This window comes from Thalassotalea atypica (assembly GCF_030295975.1).
GTDB lineage: Bacteria > Pseudomonadota > Gammaproteobacteria > Enterobacterales > Alteromonadaceae > Thalassotalea_F > Thalassotalea_F atypica.
Window position 1 is genome coordinate 715,950 of record NZ_AP027364.1, and the last position, 21,779, is coordinate 737,728.

Annotated in this window: 28 protein-coding genes and 1 riboswitch; of the genes, 15 read left to right on the top strand and 13 right to left on the bottom strand. The window is 39.8% G+C overall.

What is annotated here, in order from left to right; translation table 11 throughout:
* Window positions 1-14 precede the first annotated feature (14 nt).
* The 6 genes from QUE03_RS03320 to mgtE all read left to right on the top strand — a co-directional run bounded on the left by QUE03_RS03320 (window position 15) and on the right by mgtE (window position 4,997).
* On the top strand, window positions 15-1,523 hold the full coding sequence (locus tag QUE03_RS03320) for an RNA polymerase factor sigma-54 (protein ID WP_286265071.1): 1,509 nt from the start codon (window positions 15-17) through the stop codon (window positions 1,521-1,523).
* A 32-nt stretch (window positions 1,524-1,555) separates the two neighbouring features.
* A complete protein-coding gene (gene hpf / locus QUE03_RS03325; protein WP_286265073.1) occupies window positions 1,556-1,843 on the top strand; it encodes a ribosome hibernation promoting factor in 288 nt (95 codons plus the stop codon).
* Window positions 1,844-1,845: 2 nt separating this feature from the next.
* Window positions 1,846-2,307, top strand: a complete 462-nt coding sequence (ptsN, locus tag QUE03_RS03330) for a PTS IIA-like nitrogen regulatory protein PtsN (RefSeq protein WP_286265076.1) — start codon at window positions 1,846-1,848, stop codon at window positions 2,305-2,307.
* On the top strand, window positions 2,304-3,158 hold the full coding sequence (gene rapZ, locus QUE03_RS03335) for an RNase adapter RapZ (RefSeq protein ID WP_286265078.1): 855 nt from the start codon (window positions 2,304-2,306) through the stop codon (window positions 3,156-3,158). The genes ptsN and rapZ overlap by 4 nt, the downstream gene beginning before the upstream one ends.
* Before the next feature lie 5 nt (window positions 3,159-3,163).
* Complete coding sequence (locus QUE03_RS03340) at window positions 3,164-3,439, top strand: HPr family phosphocarrier protein (RefSeq protein ID WP_286265080.1); 276 nt, start codon at window positions 3,164-3,166, stop codon at window positions 3,437-3,439.
* Window positions 3,440-3,638: 199 nt separating this feature from the next.
* Window positions 3,639-4,997 carry a magnesium transporter gene (mgtE, locus tag QUE03_RS03345; protein ID WP_286265082.1) on the top strand — a complete coding sequence of 453 codons (1,359 nt, stop codon included), beginning with the start codon at window positions 3,639-3,641 and terminating at the stop codon, window positions 4,995-4,997.
* A gap of 93 nt (window positions 4,998-5,090) precedes the next feature.
* Here the strand turns inward: mgtE and pmbA are convergent, their stop codons facing one another.
* Window positions 5,091-6,434 (bottom strand): metalloprotease PmbA, encoded by a 1,344-nt coding sequence (pmbA, locus tag QUE03_RS03350; RefSeq protein WP_286265083.1) that lies wholly within the window; start codon window positions 6,432-6,434, stop codon window positions 5,091-5,093.
* Window positions 6,435-6,544: 110 nt separating this feature from the next.
* On the opposite strand from pmbA, the gene yjgA reads away from it, so the two are divergent.
* Entirely contained in the window at window positions 6,545-7,060 is a 516-nt protein-coding gene (yjgA, locus tag QUE03_RS03355) for a ribosome biogenesis factor YjgA (protein WP_286265085.1), read from the top strand.
* A gap of 291 nt (window positions 7,061-7,351) precedes the next feature.
* On the opposite strand, the gene msrA is transcribed toward yjgA, so the two are convergent.
* A complete protein-coding gene (gene msrA, locus QUE03_RS03360) occupies window positions 7,352-7,891 on the bottom strand; it encodes a peptide-methionine (S)-S-oxide reductase MsrA (RefSeq protein WP_286265087.1) in 540 nt (179 codons plus the stop codon).
* Between the two features lie 330 nt (window positions 7,892-8,221).
* On the opposite strand from msrA, the gene QUE03_RS03365 reads away from it, so the two are divergent.
* Both QUE03_RS03365 and rmf read left to right on the top strand, forming a co-directional pair.
* Window positions 8,222-8,437: a DUF3820 family protein gene (locus QUE03_RS03365; RefSeq protein ID WP_286265089.1), complete on the top strand. Its 216-nt coding sequence runs from the start codon at window positions 8,222-8,224 to the stop codon at window positions 8,435-8,437.
* Window positions 8,438-8,733: 296 nt separating this feature from the next.
* Window positions 8,734-8,907, top strand: a complete 174-nt coding sequence (rmf, locus tag QUE03_RS03370; protein ID WP_286265092.1) for a ribosome modulation factor — start codon at window positions 8,734-8,736, stop codon at window positions 8,905-8,907.
* Window positions 8,908-8,997: 90 nt separating this feature from the next.
* Here the strand turns inward: rmf and QUE03_RS03375 are convergent, their stop codons facing one another.
* The 10 genes from QUE03_RS03375 to moaA form a co-directional block, all read right to left on the bottom strand.
* Complete coding sequence (locus tag QUE03_RS03375; RefSeq protein WP_286265093.1) at window positions 8,998-9,744, bottom strand: HesA/MoeB/ThiF family protein; 747 nt, start codon at window positions 9,742-9,744, stop codon at window positions 8,998-9,000.
* 10 nt (window positions 9,745-9,754) lie between these two features.
* On the bottom strand, window positions 9,755-10,834 hold the full coding sequence (gene modC, locus QUE03_RS03380) for a molybdenum ABC transporter ATP-binding protein (RefSeq protein ID WP_286265095.1): 1,080 nt from the start codon (window positions 10,832-10,834) through the stop codon (window positions 9,755-9,757).
* On the bottom strand, window positions 10,831-11,520 hold the full coding sequence (gene modB, locus QUE03_RS03385; protein ID WP_286265098.1) for a molybdate ABC transporter permease subunit: 690 nt from the start codon (window positions 11,518-11,520) through the stop codon (window positions 10,831-10,833). The genes modC and modB overlap by 4 nt, the downstream gene beginning before the upstream one ends.
* Window positions 11,513-12,310 (bottom strand): molybdate ABC transporter substrate-binding protein, encoded by a 798-nt coding sequence (gene modA / locus QUE03_RS03390; RefSeq protein ID WP_286265100.1) that lies wholly within the window; start codon window positions 12,308-12,310, stop codon window positions 11,513-11,515. The genes modB and modA overlap by 8 nt, the downstream gene beginning before the upstream one ends.
* 54 nt (window positions 12,311-12,364) lie before the next feature.
* A complete protein-coding gene (gene moaE, locus QUE03_RS03395; RefSeq protein WP_286265102.1) occupies window positions 12,365-12,811 on the bottom strand; it encodes a molybdopterin synthase catalytic subunit MoaE in 447 nt (148 codons plus the stop codon).
* A gap of 3 nt (window positions 12,812-12,814) precedes the next feature.
* Window positions 12,815-13,063 (bottom strand): molybdopterin converting factor subunit 1, encoded by a 249-nt coding sequence (moaD, locus tag QUE03_RS03400; RefSeq protein WP_286265105.1) that lies wholly within the window; start codon window positions 13,061-13,063, stop codon window positions 12,815-12,817.
* Window positions 13,057-13,548, bottom strand: coding sequence for a cyclic pyranopterin monophosphate synthase MoaC (gene moaC, locus QUE03_RS03405; protein WP_286265107.1), 492 nt, complete (start codon window positions 13,546-13,548; stop codon window positions 13,057-13,059). Before moaC ends, moaD begins: the two co-directional genes overlap by 7 nt.
* Window positions 13,545-14,084, bottom strand: coding sequence for a molybdenum cofactor biosynthesis protein B (moaB, locus tag QUE03_RS03410; RefSeq protein ID WP_286265109.1), 540 nt, complete (start codon window positions 14,082-14,084; stop codon window positions 13,545-13,547). Before moaB ends, moaC begins: the two co-directional genes overlap by 4 nt.
* Before the next feature lie 19 nt (window positions 14,085-14,103).
* Window positions 14,104-14,682 carry a molybdenum cofactor guanylyltransferase gene (gene mobA, locus QUE03_RS03415; protein ID WP_286265111.1) on the bottom strand — a complete coding sequence of 193 codons (579 nt, stop codon included), beginning with the start codon at window positions 14,680-14,682 and terminating at the stop codon, window positions 14,104-14,106.
* 1 nt (window position 14,683) lies between these two features.
* Window positions 14,684-15,655, bottom strand: a complete 972-nt coding sequence (gene moaA / locus QUE03_RS03420) for a GTP 3',8-cyclase MoaA (protein ID WP_286265113.1) — start codon at window positions 15,653-15,655, stop codon at window positions 14,684-14,686.
* A riboswitch (molybdenum cofactor riboswitch) is annotated at window positions 15,642-15,802 on the bottom strand. It overlaps the preceding gene by 14 nt.
* Window positions 15,803-15,945: 143 nt before the next feature.
* Between moaA and moeA the strand changes: the two genes are divergently transcribed.
* Window positions 15,946-17,181 (top strand): molybdopterin molybdotransferase MoeA, encoded by a 1,236-nt coding sequence (gene moeA / locus QUE03_RS03425; RefSeq protein WP_286265115.1) that lies wholly within the window; start codon window positions 15,946-15,948, stop codon window positions 17,179-17,181.
* A 166-nt stretch (window positions 17,182-17,347) separates the two neighbouring features.
* On the opposite strand, the gene QUE03_RS03430 is transcribed toward moeA, so the two are convergent.
* Entirely contained in the window at window positions 17,348-17,692 is a 345-nt protein-coding gene (locus QUE03_RS03430) for a DUF3718 domain-containing protein (protein WP_286265117.1), read from the bottom strand.
* A gap of 372 nt (window positions 17,693-18,064) precedes the next feature.
* On the opposite strand from QUE03_RS03430, the gene QUE03_RS03435 reads away from it, so the two are divergent.
* The 5 genes from QUE03_RS03435 to QUE03_RS03455 all read left to right on the top strand — a co-directional run bounded on the left by QUE03_RS03435 (window position 18,065) and on the right by QUE03_RS03455 (window position 21,672).
* Entirely contained in the window at window positions 18,065-18,415 is a 351-nt protein-coding gene (locus QUE03_RS03435) for a YebG family protein (protein WP_286265120.1), read from the top strand.
* 28 nt (window positions 18,416-18,443) lie between these two features.
* Window positions 18,444-19,145, top strand: a complete 702-nt coding sequence (locus QUE03_RS03440; RefSeq protein WP_286265123.1) for a M48 family metallopeptidase — start codon at window positions 18,444-18,446, stop codon at window positions 19,143-19,145.
* Between the two features lie 606 nt (window positions 19,146-19,751).
* A complete protein-coding gene (locus QUE03_RS03445) occupies window positions 19,752-20,117 on the top strand; it encodes a response regulator (RefSeq protein WP_286265124.1) in 366 nt (121 codons plus the stop codon).
* Entirely contained in the window at window positions 20,117-20,722 is a 606-nt protein-coding gene (locus QUE03_RS03450) for a chemotaxis protein (RefSeq protein ID WP_286265128.1), read from the top strand. The genes QUE03_RS03445 and QUE03_RS03450 overlap by 1 nt, the downstream gene beginning before the upstream one ends.
* The gene (locus QUE03_RS03455) at window positions 20,722-21,672 is read left to right on the top strand and encodes a sensor domain-containing diguanylate cyclase (RefSeq protein WP_286265130.1); all 951 of its coding nucleotides are present in this window, start codon (window positions 20,722-20,724) and stop codon (window positions 21,670-21,672) included. Before QUE03_RS03450 ends, QUE03_RS03455 begins: the two co-directional genes overlap by 1 nt.
* Window positions 21,673-21,779: the final 107 nt, after the last annotated feature.

The following is a 21,779-nucleotide window of genomic DNA, read 5'->3' on the forward strand; positions in this document are numbered from 1 at the left end:
ATCAATAAACGTAGATGCGCCCATCACTGCAACTCCGCATAGGACAGCAACTAACAATGACGCCACAGTTGCAACAAGCGATAAAGCTTTTGCAATTGTCGACATTAGATTTGCAACAAGAAATCCAAGAAGCATTGGAAAGCAATCCATTGTTAGAAGTGGATGAATCAGTACCGTCAACTCAAGACGAAAAAGACACATCTATTGAAGAAGCGTCTTACTCTGCTAGTGCGGAAAATGAACAAGCTCCACAGTTAGACGGTAGTGAAGATTCAACACCAACCAATGACGAAGTCAGTACGACAGAAGTCATGGAAAAAAACGACATCCCTGAAGAGCTAAGTGTAGACTCTACTTGGGATGACAGTTTTAGTGCCGGCGTGTCCAGTGGCGGTGTTTCAGCCCCTTCAGAAGATTTTACCTACCAAGGTGAAACGAGCGAGTCAATCCAAGACCATTTACGTTGGCAAATGGATTTAACCCCTTTTTCAGAAACTGATTCAGCAATAGCTACAGCCATTATTGATGCGGTGGATGATGCAGGCTATTTGACAGTATCAAGCGAAGAAGTGTTGGAGAGCGTAGGCACTGAAGGTTTAGAACTTGACGAAGTTGAAGCGGTATTAAAACGTATCAATATGTTTGACCCTATTGGGGTTGCAGCGCGCACAATAGCTGAGTGTTTGACCATTCAATTAAATCAGTTTGACGAAAATACGCCGTACCTTAGCGATGCGAAATTGATAATTAAAGAACATATTGATTTACTTGGCAATCGCGACTATCGTCAGATTATGCGTAAGGCTCGTTTGAAGGAAGAACAGCTTCGAGAAGCTTTGCGTTTGATTCAAACGTTAAACCCTCGCCCTGGTGATGCAATTGTACAAGGCGATGACCAATACGTAATTCCTGATGTATCTGTTGAAAAGAAAAATGGTCGTTGGGTTGTTGAATTAAATCCAAGTACTGCACCGCGTTTGTCCATTAACCAGCAATATGCAGCATTAACTAAAACCATGAAGTCTTCAGATGATAACCAATTCATCCGTTCAAACCTCCAAGAAGCTAAGTGGTTTATTAAAAGTTTAGAAAGTAGAAACGATACATTATTGAAAGTATCAAATTGTATTGTCCAACGTCAGCAAGGTTTTTTTGAGTATGGCCCAGAGGCAATGCGTCCTATGGTGCTTAACGATATCGCTGAAGCTGTTGATATGCATGAATCAACAATTTCCCGTGTAACTACACAAAAATACATGCACACTCCGAGAGGGATTTTTGAACTTAAATACTTCTTCTCAAGTCACGTAAGTACCGAAAACGGAGGAGAATGTTCATCGACGGCAATAAGAGCTTTAATCAAGAAACTCGTCTCGGCAGAAACGCCGGCTAAACCATTGAGCGATAGTAAAATGGCAGAGCTGCTTGCAGAACAAGGTATTAATGTTGCCAGAAGAACGATAGCCAAATATCGAGAATCTTTGTCTATTCCTCCATCTAACCAAAGAAAGAGCTTACTTTAAGCCTTTATTCAACAACATAAGGATTTCCGCTTATGCAAATTAATCTTACAGGTCACCACGTCGAAATCACTCAATCAATGCGTGAGTATGTTAACTCTAAGTTCGCTAAATTAGAGCGACATTTTGACCACATTAATAACGTCTATGTTGTTTTAACTGTAGAAAAACTAAATCAAGTTGCGGAAGCGACCGTTCATTTAAACGGGAGTGAGGTTCATGCAAAAGCTGATAATCACGACATGTATGCTTCAATTGATGGACTTATCGATAAATTAGATCGCCAAATTCTAAAATATAAAGGCAAAATCACACAACATTAATCATGAAGTTGCAAGATATCTTAACTGTGGACTGCACTCAATGTGCAGTTCCACTCAATAGCAAAAAACGAATTCTTGAACATATTTGTAGTATTGCTACCAATAAAATCCCAGAACACACTAAATTTGAGCTGCTTGAAAGCCTGATGGAACGAGAAAAGATGGGCAGTACAGGTATTGGCAATGGTATCGCTATACCTCATGGACGGTTGAGCAAAACCTCTCAAGTTATTGCGGTGTTTTTAACCACGGAACAAGCATTGAGTTTTGATGCGATAGATAATCGCGCTGTGGATATTTTTGTTGCTCTGTTTGTCCCAGAAGATTGTTGTAAAGAACATTTATCTACATTACAAAGTATTGCTCGGCTTTTAAGTAATAAAAAACTCTGTAAACAAATTAGAAAAAGCTCCTCAAATGAAGCGTTATTTGAACTGATTTCAAATACGAGTGAAATTACATGAAACTGATTATTCTTAGTGGTCGCTCAGGTTCAGGGAAATCTGTCGCACTTAGAGTTCTAGAAGATTTAGGTTATTATTGCGTTGATAATATTCCTGTTAATCTACTCCCAGCACTTACACATACCGTTATCAATGAATATGATACCGTAGCCGTCAGTCTTGATGTTCGTAATTTACCTGCTGATCCTAATGATATTAAAGAAATCATTGAGTATTTGCCGTCAGCGGTTGAACTGACCATATTGTACCTTGACGCTAATGACAGTGATCTTATTCGTCGTTTCAGTGAAACAAGACGCTTACACCCGTTAATCAGAAAAAATATGGCACTTGATCAAGCAATATCTTTGGAAAAGAAGCTGCTTGAGCCGATCGCAACACGCGCCGATTTATACATCAACACTAGCCAATTATCTCCACATCAATTATCAGACCTTGTCCGTGAGCGAATTTTAGGCAAGAAAACTGGTGCTATGGTGTTAGTGTTTGAATCGTTTGGTTTTAAACATGGTATTCCACAGGATGCTGACTACGTTTTTGATGCCCGCTTTCTACCTAATCCGTTTTGGGATAAAGAGCTAAAGGGACAAACCGGACTTGATCAACCTGTTAAAGATTTTCTTGATAGAGAGCCTATCGTGACTAAATTTGTCTGGCAAATAAATAGTTTTTTAATGACGTGGTTGCCACATCTTGAGCGAAATAATCGCAGTTATGTCACTATCGCTATAGGGTGCACCGGTGGAAAGCATCGTTCGGTTTATATTGCTGAACTACTAGCAAATAATTTCCGAAAGGAACGCGAAGACATTCAATCTCGCCATCGTGATCTTAATGTTAAGTCGAGTTAGCTTACATGACGCAAGTCAAGAAAGAAGTCACTATAGCCAATAAGCTGGGGCTGCATGCCAGAGCCGCAACAAAATTGGTTCAGTTAAGCCAAAATTTCTCCTCGAAAGTGCACCTTGAGCTTGAAGGCAATAATGCTGATGCGACAAGTATTATGGCGCTGATGTTATTGGCTGGCGCACAAGGTAAAAAAGTCACAGTTATTGCTACAGGTGAAGATGCTCAATTAGCCTGTGAAAGTATTTGTCAGCTAATCAATGAAAAGTTTGATGAGGCTGAATAAAACACCTTCCAGCACAAAAATAACTACTGTAAAAAACCACTTATTTAAGATACACTTGCATTAAGCTTTGACGTATTCTCTCCTGGTTTTTTAGAACAGCTTTATTGCGTTAAACGCTCAAATTCCACACTTATCGTTTCAAATGTTAATAGATATGCCTATTTCAATAGGGACGATCTATTACGGTACAGGGTGATTTATGCCGGAAATTTCAGAACAAGAATACAATCAGCAACGTCTGCTACAAGTCAATGAAGCACTTGGTAGCGGAATGTTTGTCTATGTGCGTAAATTGCTTCAGAAATTACCGCCCTTTGATATTGCCCTTATTCTTGAATCTTCGACAGCTAAAAGCCGATCGGTTTTATGGCAGTTAATCGATCCTGATCATCATGGTGAAGTATTAGAAGAACTTAGTGAAGAAGTTCGCAAAGGGATCTTAAAAAGCATGCGTCCAGAAAAGGTCGCTGCGGTTGCCGAAGGCATGGACGTTGATGATTTAGCTGAAGTATTAAGAACACTACCTGACGCGGTCTATCAGGAAGTTATTAACTCCATGGATACGCAAGACCGATCCCGCGTTGAAATGGCACTGGCATTTGAGGAAGATACCGCGGGCGGTATCATGAACACCGATACCATTACGATTCGCCCAGATGTTTCTGTCGATGTTGTTTTACGGTATTTACGTTTAAAAGGTGAACTGCCTGAAGCCACAGATTCTTTCTATGTTGTAGATAGACACGATCGCTTCATCGGTGCAGTAAGCTTGGCTTCCATCGTTACGTCAAAATCTGAGCAAGTTGTTTCCAGCTTGATTGATGCTGACATTGAAGCAATACCGCCTGAAATGGATGAAACCGATGTCGCCCAGTTGTTTGAACGCCATGATTTAATTTCGGCGCCGGTTGTAGATAGTGACGGAAGATTACTTGGTCGTATTACCATTGACGATGTTATCGATATAATCCGTGAAGAAGCAGAGCACTCGATGATGAGTATGGCCGGTTTAGACGATGAAGCAGATACTTTTGCCCCAGTTGTTAAAAGCACTCAACAACGTTCTATTTGGCTTGGCGTTAATTTAATCACGGCTTTGCTGGCGGTAGCAGTTACCAGCATGTTTGAAGGACTGTTCAGCCAATTAGCGATACTAGCCGTTCTTAATTCACTGGTGCCCAGTATGGGAGGCGTTGCCGGCAATCAAACACTAACACTGGTGATTCGTGGCATGGCATTGGGTCATGTTGGAGACAGTAATTCACGGGCTCTACTTTATAAAGAGCTGGCCGTTGGTTTTTTAAATGGCTTGATATGGGCGATTCTTATTGCCTCGGTAGTTGCGCTTTGGAAACAAGATTTTGTGCTCGGTGGCGTGATTGCTTTTGCTATGTTAATGAATTTAACCGCCGCTGGCGTCGCTGGGGTGACTATTCCATTAGTGCTTAAAAAAATGAATATAGATCCAGCCTTAGCTGGTAGTGTTATTTTAACCACCATTACCGATGTCGTTGGTATTTTTGCGTTTTTAGGTACAGCCACCTTATTGTTAACATAGTTTTTAGACGCTAACTCGATAGAACTTGCTGTTTTCGCGATGTGAATTAGATGATTTTAGTGAGGAGGTGATTCCTCACTAAAAGGTTTAGGGTTAATTGCCTGCAATTTGCATTTCTTCAATAAGCACTGAGCCTGTTCTGATGCTGCCATGCATATCGGTATCACTACCAATGCTGATCATATTTTTGAACATGTCTTGCAAGTTGCCAGCAATGGTAATTTCGGCGACGGGGTATTGAATCCTACCGTTTTCTACCCAAAAACCAGCTGCGCCACGTGAATAATCTCCGTTAACCACGTTTACGCCTTGTCCCATAAGTTCGGTGACCAGTAATCCTGTTCCCAGCTGGTTTAACATAGCTTCAAAGTCGCCACCATTTTGAGACACGATCCAGTTGTGAATACCTCCAGCGTGTCCTGTTGTGGTCATGCCAAGCTTCCGTGCGGAATAACTGGTTAGCAAGTATGTTTCTAAAGCTCCTTGCTTGATGATTTCACGATCAACGGTAGCAACACCTTCGCTATCGAAAGCGCTACTCGCGAGTGCTTTTGGGATGTGAGGTTGTTCATTAATAGTCAAATGTTCTGGGAAAATGGGCTGTCCTAAAGCATCTAACAAAAATGAGGATTTTCGGTATAAGTTACCGCCACTGATGGCTGCAATAAGGTGGCCGAATATTGTATTTGCGATATCGGCTCTGAATAGCACAGGGACTTTTCGCGTTGATAATTTTTGTGGTTGTAGTCGAGATAATACTTCACTGGCTGCTTTTCTACCGACTTGCTCAGCGTCATCGAGTAAGTCAAAATCACGGTTTACGGTATAGGCATAGTCTCGCTCCATGTCATCACCATCACTAGCGATGGTAACACAACTTAAACTGTGCCGAGAACTTGGATAACCAACAAGTTGACCATGGCTATTACCGTATACTTTAAATCCTTCAAAACTAGCGAATGTTGCTCCATCAGAATTTGTAATGCGCTCATCAAAAGAAAGTGCAGTATCTTCACATCGCTTTGCCAACGCTATAGCTTGGTCAGTGCTAATTTCTTTTGGGTGATGCAAGTCTAGCTCTTTAGGTGTCATTGCTAATAGTGATTTATCAGCTAGCCCAGAGCAGTCATCTACAGAGGTGTATTTAGCAATGTTTATTGCGGCTGTTACTGTTTGTGTCAAGGCACCTTCTGACAAATCTGCAGTCGATGCGCTGCCTTTACGGCCTGCTTGATATACAGTAATGCCAAGAGCACCATCATTAGTGAACTCTACGTTCTCGACTTCTCCTAAACGCGTATTAACGCTAAGCCCTTGCTGGCGACTCATGGCCACTTCCGCACCGTCAGCCCCAAGTGTTTTAGCAAGCTTAAGGACATTTTCAACACGTTCTTTCACATGTTCCATTTGACGATTTAAATTATTAACTTCTTTCATTTATGCGATCCGAAACAACAGCAAAAAATAACTTTTGATATTGGCTTGAGTGTTTCAACAATATGCTTTGTAGTATAATGGTGATAACTCGATTAAAGATTACGAATATTATGCAACACTTAGACAATGAATACGATGACTTAGATGAAGAACTGAAAAGTAAAACCGAATTGAAGCGCGAAATGCATCAATTGCAAGATTTTGCCGTCAAGTTGGTAAAGCTTTCAAAACATCAGCGTAGTAAAATTCCATTTACCGAAGCCATAGAAGAGTGTTTGGTATTAGCAGATAAAATCACCAATAAGCACGATGCGTTAAATCGTCACATGCGTTTTATGGCGAGAGTGTTGCAAGATACTGATTTAGCACCTATTAAGCAGGCGCTTGATGTTATGGCCAATAAGCATCAACAAGAAACGACCAAATTTAATCGACTTGAGAAGTTATGTGATGAAGTCATTGAGCAGGGCAGTGAAAAAATAGAAGCGCTATTGGCAGAGCATTCCGCCATGGAGCGTCAAAAGTTACGTCAGTTAGTTCGTCAGGCAGGTAAAGAGAAAGCGGCGGACAAGCCCGGCAAACAGTACAAAGCTCTATTTACTTACCTCAAGTCCCATATTTCTTAGTAAAATTATTGATGTACCAGTTGTTCAAGGGGGATTACTAGTGTTGCACTAGATCCTCCTAACTAAGTGATTTAATACCCTCGCGCCTAATGATTCAAGTGAATACACATTGTTAACTATTAACATGCAGTTAATGTTTATTTTTCGAAATACAATTGTTACATGTATTTTCAGGTGCTCATAACTCATATAGGTTCTTAGAAAGAATACTCTTCTATCGGTGTTTCTATCGGTGTTTCACCTCGCATATTCTTGCTAAACTTCAGTTTAATGCGTAGCCAATTGAGTACATTACTTTAATTTACTGGCAAACGTTTGTCTTAATTTCGCAAGTTTAGGTGATATAACTAGCTGACAATATTGGCTCTCCGAGTTGTTTTCGTAGTAATTATTGTGTGCTGATTCTGCTGGATAAAAAGGCAAACTTTCTACTACTTCAGTCACGACTGTATCCGGCCAGATCTTATCTTCCTCAATTTCAGTGATGATTTGTTCTGCAGCTTGTTTTTGTTCAATGTTATGATAAAAAACTGCAGAGCGATACTGGGGACCTACGTCATTGCCTTGGCGGTTAAGTTGAGTAGGATTATGCAGGGAAAAGAAGATTTCTAGAATTTCTCTTGTGGTAATCCTCGTCGGATCAAAACTAAGTTGCACTACTTCTGCATGAGCCGTTGTACCTGTGCATACATGCTTGTATGTAGCGTCAATTGCCTGCCCTCCCATATAGCCAGATTTTGTCGATACAACACCCATTACATTGTTAAATGCCCCTTCAATGCACCAAAAGCAGCCACCAGCAAGCGTAATTAGTTGAGTTTTCTGTGTCATATGCGATCCAAATTAATATTAATTATTCAATTCATGAATACGATATCAAATAGATGTTTAGATGTCTACAAGTCTATTTTGAGGCTTTTTTGATTCTAACTGACGGTCACTTTTTTCGATGATGGGCTCTACCGATAGCAGAATTTCCATGTTTATTTTTATTATTAAACACAATATGTCTTTATATTTTACGATTATCTTAGCATCACTAATGACTCATAAACTAGTGTAGGTTAGTTGAGAAAAAAATTCTTTTCATTACGCCATACACTAAATTATCAGTATCAGTATACTAGCCACCACATTGACAAAAATATTAGTAGTTGACCTATGTTAGCAAATGAACAAGCGCTTATAGAAGCAATCAATCAAACGATGCCATTTGGAAAATATGCAGGGCGTAAGTTGATAGAATTGCCTGAGCCTTATCTTGTTTGGTTTCACGGCCAAGGTTTTCCTGACTCAAAGTTAGGGGCACAATTGGCGTTAATGTACGAGGTTAAGCTCAATGGTTTGGAAAAAATGTTGCGACCGTTAGTCAAGTAATTTGCTCGTATGTCTTTAAAATTATTTGTAATAAAAAGATGTTTGAATATGTAGTAATTCTTATAACGGTTTTTAACCATATTTTGCTAACAAGTTGTTTTTCGGCACATAAAAACATTACATTAAAAGTACGATCTATTTATCAATAGCCCGATTACAAAAAATGACAATATTATTGCTCTTTTCTTATTGCAATCTCATCTCATTTGTTCTTAAATGAATTGTCGATAGAGAATACCTATCGGCCGCCAAATTCTAATTCAGTATACTTATCAGTAAGTTATGGAGAGTCATCTATGAGAAGACAGAAAAGAGATCGTTTAGATAGAGCGCACGCAAACGGGTACCAGGCAGGCATCAATGGCAAATCAAAAGACAATTGTCCTTATCAAAATATAGACGCACGGTCAGAATGGCTCGGCGGTTGGCGAGAGGCCGTTTCCGATAAAAACATGGGATTGTTTAAGTAACAATTAATTCAGTCAAATCAAATTCAGGAAAGCCCCTTAAGTTCTGCTTAAGGGGCTTTTCGATTATGAGAAGCTTATAAACTGATTTTTTTAGTCTTTCTTACATGCCGGACAGTCAGCTTGAGGTGTTACCTTAAAGTGTTGCCATTGTTGATTGAGACCATCAAATAATGAAAGCTGATTTATAGCGACAGGCATGTTGACCAGCCATTTAATTGCGCTCAGTGCCTGCATACCGCCGACAATACTCAGTACAGGACCTAAAATACCCAGGGTCTGGCAATTATCTACAGGAGTTTCGTCGGCCTTGGGGAATACGCATTGATAGCAAGCGGAGCGTTGTTCGGGATCAATAACTAAAGTTTGGCCATCCAATCCAGTCGCGGCGCCAATAATCAAAGGTGTTTGATGTTGTATGCTAGCGGAATTTAATAAATATCTAGCCTTCATGCTATCTGTGCAATCAATTACGATATCAACTAGCGGCATATAGTATTGGGCTAATTCGTGATCAAACATTTCATCTATCACTTCTATATCTATATGATGATTGATTGCGTTAAGTTTTTCAGCGGCAGTTTCTGCCTTGTTGTTACCAATATCTTGTTCAGTAAAAAGTATTTGGCGCTGTAAATTCGTGATTTCAATATCATCGCCGTCACATAAAATAATTTTTCCGATACCAGCAGAGGCTAAGTACAAGCTCACTGGACAGCCTAATCCCCCAACACCAACAATAAGGACAGTTGCTTGTTGCAGTGCAATTTGTCCCTGCTCTCCAACATTATCGAGCATGATTTGGCGGCCATACCTAAGCTGTTCTTGGTTTGTTAACACAGTTTTTTCCTCAATAAAGTGCTTGTCTTATAGCGCTGGCTTTAAATTGCATGAAAACACTATCAGAAACAGCCAACTTTAGTTTTCCCAATGAAAAAGTAGAAATTGTTACATAAAAGCAATGTTGTTGATGTTGAACCGTTACTAGTACTTGGTTTTTGTTAGTTTCAATAGCGGATATACTACCTTCGATATGATTCACAATAGAGCTACCAACAGGCTTTGACGTCGATAGGCTTATATCTCTCGCTAAAATGTAGCATCTATATGTTGAAGCACTTTGATCGATAAAGTGCTGATCGGTGGCAAATATGCTGGTGTCATCCGACAGCTTTAACTCTATCAAGCCAAATTGATTATCATCGTTAAGGCGCGTCACTGTTAAACTTGTTTGCTGCTCAATCATTTCGCCATGATTTAATTGATGAATAACTTGGTGCACTTTGCCGTGATTGACCACTTGGCCCTTATTTATCACTATTAAGTGATCCGCCAGTGCTTGAATTTCTTCAAGGTTATGACTCACATATAAAATTGGGATATGAAACTGAATATGCAGTCGTTTAACTAGCTGTAATATTCTTAGCTTGTTGACTCTATCGAGGGCAGTAACTGGCTCATCAAGAATGAGTAATTTTGGCTCCGCAAGCAGCGCTCTAGCAATGGCTACTTTTTGACGTTCGCCACCAGAAAGTAATGTCACAGGTTGTGATAATAGCGATCCAATCTCTGCTTCTTTAACTATTGTGTTTAGTTCAATTTGGTGTGTCTTTCGACGCTTAACTGCATATTGCAGGTTTTGAAGAACACTTAAATGCGAAAATAATCCATCTTGCTGAAATACCGCGGTTACTCGTCTTTGCTCAGTGGGGAGTTTAACGTTTCTATTGGAATCTAAAAAAACTGTTTCACCAAGCGCTATGTGACCTTTAACCATTTTGTTAACACCGGAAATGGCCTTGAGTATCGAGGTTTTACCTGAGCCAGACGGGCCGAATATGCCAGTAATTCCTTGCAAGGTAATGGTCAACTCAACGTCTAAGTGTAACTGTTCGAATTTAGATTGGAGTTTAAGAGTAAGCGCCGTCATAAGGGCTTTCCTCGGTCTTGAGAAAAATTCAACAGGTAGACGAACGACAGAATGAGTACCGAGGTAACTAGCAATCCAGCTGCTAATTGATGAGCAGCGGCATAGTCAAATGACTCAACATGGTCAAATAGTGCAATTGACAATACGCGGGTTTCATCGGGAATATTACCGCCGATCATTAAAACCACACCAAACTCTCCTACTGTATGTGCAAAGCCTAAGGTGGTTGCTGTGATAAAACTGGCCTTGGACATAGGTAGCACTATAGAGCAAAAACGATCGAAGGGCTTGGCGCCCAGCATTGCAGCGTTATCTAGTAAGTACTGATCTATCTGCTCAAAAGCCTTTTGTAATGGTTGAATAACAAACGGTAAAGAATACAACACTGAGCCGATAACGATAGCAGAAAAACTAAAAGCAAGTTGTTGTCCTGTGATACTTTGCCACAATTGACCTGGCAGGGCTGTAGGAGAAAAAGCGATCAAAAGATAAAAGCCAAGCACGGTTGGTGGCAGTACTAAAGGGAGGGCAATGACAGCTTCTACGATAACGCGCCACTTACTCTGCCAACGAGACAGATACCACGCAATCGGCGTGCCGATGACTAATAGTATTACCGTTGTGATTAGTGCTAATTTCAATGTGGTAATTAGTGAACCATAATCAGTAAATATTAGCTCACTCATTACGTTCAACCTTTTGTTTTATAGAAATATAACCTAACGTAGCTAAACGCTTCTGAATGGCATCACTGGTAAGGTAGTTGATAAATTGCTGAGCACTTTTCGGGTTATGGCTAGATTGCAAGATTGCTGCTTTTTGTACAATTGGTTGATAATAAGTTAATGGAATAGGCTGCAACCTTAGATTATGTTGGCGCAATTGACTGGCTGCAACGATACCCACACTGGCCGCTATACTTCGCGTCTGTTGAAAGGTTTGATTAACATTAATGCCCAATATTAACGATCGATTGATTTTGTTCCAAACTGACTTAAATTGCAATGCCTGCTGTGCTGCAATCCCGTAGGGAGCAAATCGAGGATTAGCAATAGCTAATCGGCCAAATTTATCAGGCTGGGCACAATACTGTTCAAAGGACAACTCCGGGTACTTTTCAGAGTAAAAGCTAAGTTGACCAATTGCATAGGGTGTTAGACTGTGCGCTAGAGCATAATTCTCTTCTACTAATTTTTCTGGGCGTTGGCTATCGGCGGACAAAAATAAATCAAAAGGGGCACCGTGCTTAATTTGTTGATACAAAGTCCCCGTAGCCGCACTAATAATTTGTATTTTAATACCGTAAGACGTTTCAAAATGAGGCGTGAGTGTTCGTAGTGTCGGTGCAAAGTTTGCCGCGGTTGCTACTCTCAGTGTCGTTGCTTGAGTTTGCCATGAAAATACGACTAATAAAGTCAAGATAAACAAGGTAAAGGAAGCTAATGTGAATGAGCGACTAGGTAACCTAGCTATCATGTTCTGCTTCCTTGTTGGGTTTTTTCATTTATAAGCATGGTAATGATTTAGGGCTTACAACCAATCCCGCGCTTTTTGATGGTCTTGTGCTTTTGCGTCTAGCCATTCATCGCCATTAGAGGTCGTTTCTTTTTTCCAAAATGGCGCTTTAATTTTAAGGTAGTCCATAATGTACTCGGCGGCAGAAAATGCATCGCCACGGTGCTTACTGGTGACGCCGACAAAAACAATATTATCACCAACATACAATTGACCAACTCGGTGGATAACGCGAACACGGCCAATTGACCAGCGTGTTTTAGCTTCACTAATGATGCTGCTTAACGCATTTTCGGTCATGTTGGGGTAATGCTCTAAAAATAATCCTGTCACGTCCTGATTATTGTTTTGATTCCTCACTTGGCCAGTAAATGTCACGACTGCACCGTCATCGTCATTACCCGCTTGTAATGTTGCTATTTCATCGCCGGTGTTAAAGTCTTGTTCACTAATGGTGATCATGGGCTAGCCGCCTGTTACCGGTGGGAAGAATGCAACTTCATCACTAGACTTTATAATATGTTGTTCAGAAACGACTTCGTGGTTGACCGCACAAAGTATGTTATCCGCTGAGAGTGGTTTTTGCCATGTATTATTATTGGCAATAAGTTGCGCTTTTAAATCAACAACACTAATTGAAGCGGGGATCTCTACCTCGATGTTGGCAGTACCTAACTGGTCTTTAAGTCGAGCGAAGAACTGTACTTTTAACATGTGATAGAACGCTCCCATTGACCTGACTTACCGCCGACTTTTGTCATCACTTTGATGCCATGGATCTCCATGGCGGGGTCAACGGCCTTACACATATCAAATAAGGTTAAACAAGCCACAGAAACAGCAGTAAGTGCTTCCATTTCCACGCCAGTTTGCCCCGTTAATTTACATAAACTAATGACTTTAACTTGAGAGTTCACTTCATCAATTTCAAAATCAACTTGTACTTTGCTTAACATCAATGGATGACAAAGCGGGATGAGATCGGCGCACTTTTTTGCTGCTTGTATACCAGCGATACGCGCAACGGCGAATACATCACCTTTTTTGTGTTCACCAGCTGCAATCATGGCAAGAGTTGGAGTCGACATTGAAATATAGCCTTCGGCGGTCGCAGTTCTTGATGTGACTGATTTTTCAGTGACATCAACCATATTCGCTTCACCATTTTCATTTAGATGTGTGAGGTGTTTGTTGCTCATGAACGTGTCTCACAGGTAACTTTCGCGTCTCGCAAATGAGGGACAAAATTACAAGGTTTGTGGCTGGCATCTAGTTGTTCAACAATCACTTTGTCCCAAGCTGTTTTACAAGCATTGGTCGAGCCAGGCATACAGAAAATTACTGTACCGTTGGCCATGCCTGCAAATGCACGAGATTGCATAGTCGATGTGCCTATCTCACCAAGGGAAACATGACGGAAAACTTCCCCGAAACCTTCAACGTTCTTATCAAATAGTGGTTGTAACGCTTCAGGAGTATTGTCTCTTGCCGTAAAACCTGTACCGCCAGTGGCAAGTACAACTTGTACTTCGTCCATAGCAATCCATTTAGAGACTATGGCGCGCAGTTGATAAACATCGTCAATGACAATTTGTTTTTCTACTAGATTGTGACCCGCATTGGTTAAACGTTCCACCAGAGTCTGCCCTGATGTGTCATTTTCTTCGGTGCGTGTATCTGAAACTGTTAGTACGGCAATATTTAACGGTTGAAATGGTGAATTTGCGTGACCCATGAATTTTCCTTTGAAACTCTTATAAATGTTGCATCGGTTGTTTAAAACTCGATGCTAAAATTTGCTGTGCGTGTTGCCACTCTTGCGGCGTATTTGTGTTTAATAGCAAGCGTTCATCTTCAATCGGTATTGCTTGATGCGGTACCTGTTTTAACATACTTCTTACTGAGGGCCCTTTACCATTGAAATGCTTAAATGCCTGTTCAAAAAACAGTTCAGTTAAGCTATTAATGGGTAAATACATTGGAATAGCGTGATTTTGATAAAAGCAGGCTTTTTCAGTTAACTGACCAATATTTTTGAGCTCTTTAAGCGCGCTTGAGGTGATTAGTGGTAAATCAATCGGTAGCACTAATACTGATGAACATGGTGTTTGTTTTATAACGCTACAAATACCTGAAAGGGGTCCTGCCTGAGGGTAGAGATCGGCAATACCGTATTTATCACCACTGACCATGACATCGTCCACGCCTGTCTCCCTGAGTAACTGCTGGCTAAAGTCGAGCATTTTTTGCTGCTGACGTACCAGTAGCGCTTTGTCACTCCCCATCCTATTTGAGAGGCCACCAGCTAGCACAATACCTACACATTTGTGCATGCTAACCGCCTAACATTGATAAATGTTTGGTGGCACCAGTAAGTCTTTCTTGCAAGAAATGCGTGGCTTTTTTATCGCCCATGGTTGATTGGATGTATTGGCGTAATGGCTCGATATCGTCAGATTGTAAGTAATCTTTCAACGACAACCCTTGCTCCGAAAACAAACATAAATGTAGCTTGCCTAATGAGCTGACACGTAACCGATTACAGCTATTACAAAAGTCTTTACTGTAGGGCATAATCAAGCCAATCGTGCCTTGATAGTCTGGGTGATAAAATTCTTGTGCTGGACCAGCCGTTTTTTCTCTAAGCGATGGCAACCAACCCTGTTCTAGTAATGTTGCTTTAATTGAAGAACCCGAGACATGTTGCTCGTCAAAAAATGTTTGATTGTCACCTGTTTGCATTAGTTCAATAAACCGCAAGCTAACTGGTGTGTTCTTAACCCAGGCAAGAAATTGATCAAGTGCATAACCATTAAGTTTACGCATTAACACTGTATTGACTTTTACTTTGGTTTTACCGTGAGCAAGGGCCATATCAACGCCTTTCATCACAGTAGCAAATTTATTGTGGCCAGTGATCAGATTGAATTGATTAGCGTCTAAACTATCTATGCTGACATTTATGGCGTCGAGGCCCGCATCTAACCAAGCTGGTAGGTGCTCAGGCATTTTATAGCCATTAGTGGTCAGTGCGACTGTTTTTATACCTTGGGTTTGTTTGCATGCTTGAATGATTTCAGGTAAGTCTTTGCGTAGCGAAGGTTCACCACCTGTAATACGAATTTTTTCAGTGCCTAACGAAGCAAAACATCGGGCAAGGCGACTTATTTCAGGAAGCTCAAGAAAGTCCCGATCATGATCACACTCGTAACCGTCGGGCAGGCAGTATTGGCAACGGAAGTTGCACACATCAGTAATGGATAACCGCAGGTAATAAAACCTACGGCCAAAAGTATCTGTTAACATTTCACCTTTCCAAATGTCGGGAGGCTAAAACGTTTCCGTTTTAACCCTGGTGGTATGATGCAAAATTGCGATGTACCACGGCCTACTAAACATGCCTTACCGAAAGGAACAGGAGTAGTTATAATAAGCTCGGCGATTTATTCTAATTTTAGCGCTGTATTTGAGAATAACAATAGTTATTTACATTGCTCGTGATTTTAGAAGCTATAAAATATACTTTATTGATTTAGTTCATACTAAATAAAAAATTGTTTTATTATCATCAAATTTTTCTAAGAGAAGGGACAGATATGTCTGATTGTTGTAGCCAACCGGGGCTTTTGCCATTTGAACAAGCATTAGCGCAAATGCTTGAAGATATCACGCCTGTTGCAGAAACAATTACGGTTGCGGTCACACAAGCAGCCCAATGCGTATTGGCTAACGATATCGTGAGTCCTATCAACGTTCCACCACACCATAACTCAGCAATGGATGGGTATGCATATGCGCAATCCTCATTAGAACAAAGTACAACGTTAGTGATGGTAGGAAAGTCATTTGCAGGTGCTCCTTATCAAGGTGAAGTGAAAGCGGGTGAGTGTATCCGCATCATGACGGGGGCCAAATTGCCTAGCGACTGTGACACAGTACAAATGCAAGAAAACTGTACCGCAGATAACAATAAAATTAGTTTTAATAAAAAAAGTCAGCAAGGCCAACATGTTCGCTATGCTGGTGAAGATGTGAGCTTAGGTCACAAAATTTACGAAAAAGGTCATCGCCTAACGTCTGTTGATATCGGTATGTTAACCTCGGTTGGCGTAGGAAAAGTTGAAGTTTATCGGCCAATTAAGGTAGCACTTATTGCCACAGGCGATGAATTGAAGTCGCCAGAACAGCCTCTACTGGAAGGCGATATATATGAAAGCAACAGTAGCTTTCTTGCGCCTATGCTTAAAAAGCTAAACTGTGATGTGATTAATTTTGGCATCATAGCTGACGATTTATCAAAAATACGTCAGGCGTTTATTTCTGCTGATGAACAAGCGGATGTAGTGATTTCCAGTGGAGGAGTTTCAGTCGGGGAAGCAGACTATACAAAAGATGTACTTGATGAATTGGGTGAAATAGGATTTTGGAAAATTGCCATCAAACCTGGTAAACCATTTGCGTTCGGCAAATTGGCTAACAGTATCTTTTTCGGACTTCCTGGCAACCCGGTATCAGCGTTGGCAACATTTTATCAACTTTCTGTTCATGGCATCCACAAGCTCCAAAATGCAGCGCCTATAAAGCGCCAACGTTTTAAAGTGAAAACGACAACGCTGTTAAAAAAATCTCGAGGACGTACCGACTTTCAACGCGGTGTTGTTACTGTGAATGCGCAAGGAGAAATGGAAGTAGCAAGTACAGGTTCGCAAGGCTCTGGCATTTTATCGAGTATTGCAAGGGCGAACTGTTTCATTATACTTGAGCAAGATCGTGGCCGAGTTGAAATAGGTGAATTAGTTGATGTCGAGCTATTTGACGACTGTTTAAAATAATATGATTTGTGTAATTCGGTTTGCGGGAAACTAATCCAGTTAATGTGAAGAGAATGTTAGTTATCAATCATCATTAACGCAATTATTATAACGCTAAGTTGTGCGCTCATTAGACTTCAATGAGCACACGCTTAGGTTTTAATTGAGGCATGACGTTCTTCTTTTATTATTCAAAGTTAACATTGATTTTACTCAGTTTAGCTACGTCAGTGATTTTAACTTTACCAACACTGTTGTGAAGGCGATCTGCTATTTTATGTGAGCCATTTTTTTCAGCAAATGCGACGATGTCATCTCCATTACACATCACATTTAAGGCAACATTACGCATTTTTAAATTGTAGTCATCCATCGCATTTTTTAAACGGATTGGCTTGTCGCTCAAGGTGGATTTACACACTTTGATCAATGCGTTTTCGACTTGTCTATCCAAAGCAAATGATGGTGCACTTGCTGCCATTAAAAAAATACTTGTGGTTAATGCTACTGCTGATGTTTTAACTTTGTTCATGGTTATTCTCCTGATTTATTTTTAAGCGGTGCCTTTTATTGCTAAGCACACCTATATAGTGGGCCTAAAGCGCAGAAAAGTTGTTAATGTGAGCAAGGTGAATGTAAATATTTATACCTCATAAAACCTACCACTCATCGATAAGGTATTGAACCAGCGTTGATATAGAGTCGGTGATATAACGGCGCGGACATCAATTTTTACAATCAGTGATAAATTGACATTGTTTAACGTATATCAACTATGATTTTTCAGCCTTTGGTTTATGATAATAAACACATGGTGAAGACCGTTTGAATGTGGTACTGTTGTTTTATACAGTTTTGTTGGCGGTTTAATTCCGTTAAATGCAAATGAAAATAAGGGAAACATATGGCAGTAGAAAGTCGATTTGTCGTGATTAGAAATGGTGTGGAGGTGCAAACATTTATGGATAAGAAAGCGGCGGACGAATACGACAAGATGCTAGATATGGCAGATAATCTGTCTGAAATGCTAGCGAGTGCACCAATCGAATTGTCTGAAAAAATGACAGAAGAACTGAGTATTTTCTTTGCCCAACATCGAGAAGATGTGCTTATCGCACTACAAGCTAAGAAACCTAAAGTGGTTAAGTCTGTTGATAAGCCTGAGGAGAGTCCTGAAGCTTCACCTTCGGGAAAAGTAAAATTAAAGCCAACAGCGAGTAAAAGTAAGGCAAAGTCACCTGAGAAAGCTGCATAATTGTGCAGCCCATATTAGCGTAACGACAATGCAACACGTCAATTATGACATTATTAGAAGTGCGAGACGTAAAACTTTAGCTTTGCAAGTCAAACAAGGTGAGATCACAGTTCGAGCGCCTATTGAACTGTGTGAACGGTACATCGAAAAATTTGTACAAACAAAGAGTGCATGGCTAGAAGCAAAAGTTAATGAGCAGAAGTTAGCTAAGAGTCAACATCGGATCAGCTTTGAATCGGGCAGTGTTGTGCCATTTCTGGGCGAAAACAAAGTATTGACAATTGTGGGTTCATCTACCTCCAATGTATCTATAGAAAATGAATCATTAATTATTAGTCTTCGAGTGTGTGATAAACAGAAGCCACGTGGTAATAATCAGCAAGAGCAGGCCCAATTTGTTTACGAACAATGGCTAAAGAATCAAGCAAGCATATATATTGGTAGTCGATTATCAGCTCAAGCGGCGTTAATGTCATTGAAGTATAAGTCAGTGGTTTTTAAGCGGTATAAAGCGCGTTGGGGTAGCTGTAATAATCGTGCGGAGCTTAGTTTTAATTACTTATTAATGATGTGCCCTAAAAGGGTGGTTGATTACGTAATTATCCATGAATTGAGCCACTTAATTTTTCTCAATCATTCCAAAGAATTTTGGCAATTGGTAAAACAATATTGTCCGAATTACAAAGAGGCCCAATATTGGTTAAAAAGCCACAGTCTATATATTCGTTAATGGTTAATATTTCTAAAGTCCTCGTCCTCAGTATTAACATCATTGATGCGATATCAAACGAATAGCTACAAAAAGCAATTTTAAAGAATATGCTTTAATCCGATAGAAAAATAATAAACCTTACGGTCATTATAGTGTCAGATAAATATACACATGGATAATACCGATAGGCCAATCATCAGAGTAATCGTATAGCAGGTGTAGTTTTAACCTTTTGGCATAATAATTGTATGTTTTTTGACCAGGAAGGGGCGTTTAAAGTGGTGCTCATGTCGTATGTTTCAAAAGCTGATGGAGAGGACCATGAAATTAAGTAAAGATCATTTGAAAATGGCCATTTTATATGGGTTGTCAGGTATAGCCTCGATAATGTTTTTGCTATTTATTATTGGCTAACAAAATTATTCTCTTTCCTCTCAAGTAAATTCTACAGCCCTTATTTTTGAGTTAGTCATCTGTTCTTCAGCAACATATTGATATATTTGATTTAAGTCATAATTTTGCCATTACCATAAGAAAATCTTATTATTTATCCATTAACAAATGGATGATTTTAATGTAAATTAATTTTAACAACAAAAACAATAAATAAAGGAAGTTTACTTGATGGGCTCGTCAGTTCTTATTTGTGATGACTCTAATATGGCGCGTAAGCAAGTATTACGTAGTCTACCTGAACAATTGTCAAAGGATGTCCAGTTGGCAAAAAATGGCCTCGAAGCGTTAGATATCTTACGAACAAATAGTATTAATGTTCTATTTCTTGATCTCACGATGCCAGAGTTAGATGGGATAGGCGTTCTAGAAGGAATAAAGTCTGAAGGTATCGATGTATCCGTTTTTGTTATATCTGCAGATATTCAACCTGAAATGCAGAACAAAGTCTTGTCTTTAGGTGCTAAAGCCTTTCTACGCAAACCAGTCCAAACAGACCTTCTTGTTGATAGACTTCAAGAGCATGGGTATTTGTAATGCCATTTAACTTAAATGAAGATCAACAAGATTGCTTACAAGAACTTATCAACGTAGCTATGGGGCAAGCGAGTGATCAGTTAGCCCGATATTTAGATACTTTTGTTGATCTTAGGGTACCAAGCATTGAGCTAGTTAGTGCCTTACAGTTATCTAAAGCTCTAGAATCAAATGAACAACCTATGGCTTTGGTTAGCCAAGGTTTCTTTGGTTATGAAGGAATTCGTGGTGAAGCCATCCTTGTTTATCAGCATAAAGATTCAGATAAAATAGGTGATATTTTAGGTTATGAACCGGAAGAATTGTCGATAGAAGAGCAACTTATAGATATTAGTTCCATTCTAACCACAACATTTCTAAACGTATTTGCCAGTCAGATAGAAAACCAAATGTCATACAGTGCGCCGCGCTTACTGGATGACAATAGTGTGGCATTATCACAACACTTAAACCAACTTTCATTTAGTTGGGATACTGCGCTAAAAGTAAATATTACTTATCGAGTAACCGATTATTCGTTTAATTGCGATATGGTTCTGTTGATCCCAGAGCCTGCCATTGTTGATATCAAAAAAGTTATAGATCGGATATTGGAAGCATTCTAATGATTGACGAAACGATGTTCAGTACGATATCTGATCAACTTAATTCAGGTGTATTAGTACTGGATCTTGACAGTAACATTATCAACTGGAATCGTTTTATAGCAATACACGCCAATAAAAATCTTGAGCAAGTTATTGGCAAATCTGTTTTTGAAATCTTCCCTGAACTGCCTAAACGTTGGTTTGAGCGAAAAATTGCAGGTGTTGCGCAATTGAAGTCCCCGTTTTTTTGTTCGTGGGAACAGCGACATCATTTATTTGAACTCCCTCATAATAGACCGATCACAACTGATAGCCATTTTATGGCACAAAACTGTACGTTCTTACCAATAGAAGAAGAGGGGCAGGTGGTAAGGGTTTGCATATTGGTTGAAGATGTTACTGATGTTTGCCACTATCAATCAAAACTAAAACACACCATGGAAGAGTTAGAGTTAGCTACTAGAATAGACGGGTTAACTCAAATATATAATCGAAAATTCTGGCAAGAATCACTTAGCATCGAATTTTCAAGAACAAAACGTCATAACCATGCGCTAAGTTTATTAATGTTCGACTTGGATCATTTCAAACGGCTCAATGATAACTATGGTCATCAGTGTGGTGATTTAGTGCTAATTGAAACGGCCAGTAGGATTAAACAATTGTTAAGAACAGGCGATATTTTTGGTCGTTACGGTGGTGAAGAGTTTGCTATTGTTTTACCAGAAACAGATCTTGTTGGCGCCTTTGAAGTCGCAGAACGAATTCGTCATTCCATAGCGAGTATTCCAGTGATTTATGGTGGAAAAGAAGTTAAGTTTTCAGTCAGTATTGGTGTCGCAGTGGTGCAAGAGTGTCATAAGAGTATAAACGAACTGATATCTGAAACTGATAGCGCGTTATATTCCGCCAAATCATCCGGGCGTAACCAAATTTGTGGAGCTCAACACTTGAATAAATGTTCATAGAAACTACATTTTTATTCATAATATATATTGTTTATTCATATTCAAAGGGTTGACAAGTATTACTGCATCAGGCATTTTAAATCCATGAAAAAATTCAGCAGCCGCAT

What these genes read in the sequence shown, in the direction of transcription:
- modC (WP_286265095.1), bottom strand. Translation starts at nt 10,834, where the DNA reads ATGACGGCGCTTACTCTTAAACTCCAATCTAAATTCGAACAGTTACAC.
- QUE03_RS03340 (WP_286265080.1), top strand. Translation starts at nt 3,164, where the DNA reads ATGACGCAAGTCAAGAAAGAAGTCACTATAGCCAATAAGCTGGGGCTG.
- yjgA (WP_286265085.1), top strand. Translation starts at nt 6,545, where the DNA reads ATGCAACACTTAGACAATGAATACGATGACTTAGATGAAGAACTGAAA.
- moaA (WP_286265113.1), bottom strand. Translation starts at nt 15,655, where the DNA reads ATGTTAACAGATACTTTTGGCCGTAGGTTTTATTACCTGCGGTTATCC.
- rmf (WP_286265092.1), top strand. Translation starts at nt 8,734, where the DNA reads ATGAGAAGACAGAAAAGAGATCGTTTAGATAGAGCGCACGCAAACGGG.
- QUE03_RS03320 (WP_286265071.1), top strand. Translation starts at nt 15, where the DNA reads ATGCGCCCATCACTGCAACTCCGCATAGGACAGCAACTAACAATGACG.
- pmbA (WP_286265083.1), bottom strand. Translation starts at nt 6,434, where the DNA reads ATGAAAGAAGTTAATAATTTAAATCGTCAAATGGAACATGTGAAAGAA.
- modB (WP_286265098.1), bottom strand. Translation starts at nt 11,520, where the DNA reads ATGAGTGAGCTAATATTTACTGATTATGGTTCACTAATTACCACATTG.
- QUE03_RS03450 (WP_286265128.1), top strand. Translation starts at nt 20,117, where the DNA reads ATGCCATTTAACTTAAATGAAGATCAACAAGATTGCTTACAAGAACTT.
- msrA (WP_286265087.1), bottom strand. Translation starts at nt 7,891, where the DNA reads ATGACACAGAAAACTCAACTAATTACGCTTGCTGGTGGCTGCTTTTGG.
- moeA (WP_286265115.1), top strand. Translation starts at nt 15,946, where the DNA reads ATGTCTGATTGTTGTAGCCAACCGGGGCTTTTGCCATTTGAACAAGCA.
- rapZ (WP_286265078.1), top strand. Translation starts at nt 2,304, where the DNA reads ATGAAACTGATTATTCTTAGTGGTCGCTCAGGTTCAGGGAAATCTGTC.
- QUE03_RS03430 (WP_286265117.1), bottom strand. Translation starts at nt 17,692, where the DNA reads ATGAACAAAGTTAAAACATCAGCAGTAGCATTAACCACAAGTATTTTT.
- hpf (WP_286265073.1), top strand. Translation starts at nt 1,556, where the DNA reads ATGCAAATTAATCTTACAGGTCACCACGTCGAAATCACTCAATCAATG.
- moaB (WP_286265109.1), bottom strand. Translation starts at nt 14,084, where the DNA reads ATGGGTCACGCAAATTCACCATTTCAACCGTTAAATATTGCCGTACTA.
- ptsN (WP_286265076.1), top strand. Translation starts at nt 1,846, where the DNA reads ATGAAGTTGCAAGATATCTTAACTGTGGACTGCACTCAATGTGCAGTT.
- moaC (WP_286265107.1), bottom strand. Translation starts at nt 13,548, where the DNA reads ATGAGCAACAAACACCTCACACATCTAAATGAAAATGGTGAAGCGAAT.
- QUE03_RS03455 (WP_286265130.1), top strand. Translation starts at nt 20,722, where the DNA reads ATGATTGACGAAACGATGTTCAGTACGATATCTGATCAACTTAATTCA.
- QUE03_RS03435 (WP_286265120.1), top strand. Translation starts at nt 18,065, where the DNA reads ATGGCAGTAGAAAGTCGATTTGTCGTGATTAGAAATGGTGTGGAGGTG.
- mobA (WP_286265111.1), bottom strand. Translation starts at nt 14,682, where the DNA reads ATGCACAAATGTGTAGGTATTGTGCTAGCTGGTGGCCTCTCAAATAGG.
- moaD (WP_286265105.1), bottom strand. Translation starts at nt 13,063, where the DNA reads ATGTTAAAAGTACAGTTCTTCGCTCGACTTAAAGACCAGTTAGGTACT.
- modA (WP_286265100.1), bottom strand. Translation starts at nt 12,310, where the DNA reads ATGATAGCTAGGTTACCTAGTCGCTCATTCACATTAGCTTCCTTTACC.
- moaE (WP_286265102.1), bottom strand. Translation starts at nt 12,811, where the DNA reads ATGATCACCATTAGTGAACAAGACTTTAACACCGGCGATGAAATAGCA.
- QUE03_RS03445 (WP_286265124.1), top strand. Translation starts at nt 19,752, where the DNA reads ATGGGCTCGTCAGTTCTTATTTGTGATGACTCTAATATGGCGCGTAAG.
- QUE03_RS03440 (WP_286265123.1), top strand. Translation starts at nt 18,444, where the DNA reads ATGCAACACGTCAATTATGACATTATTAGAAGTGCGAGACGTAAAACT.
- QUE03_RS03365 (WP_286265089.1), top strand. Translation starts at nt 8,222, where the DNA reads ATGTTAGCAAATGAACAAGCGCTTATAGAAGCAATCAATCAAACGATG.
- mgtE (WP_286265082.1), top strand. Translation starts at nt 3,639, where the DNA reads ATGCCGGAAATTTCAGAACAAGAATACAATCAGCAACGTCTGCTACAA.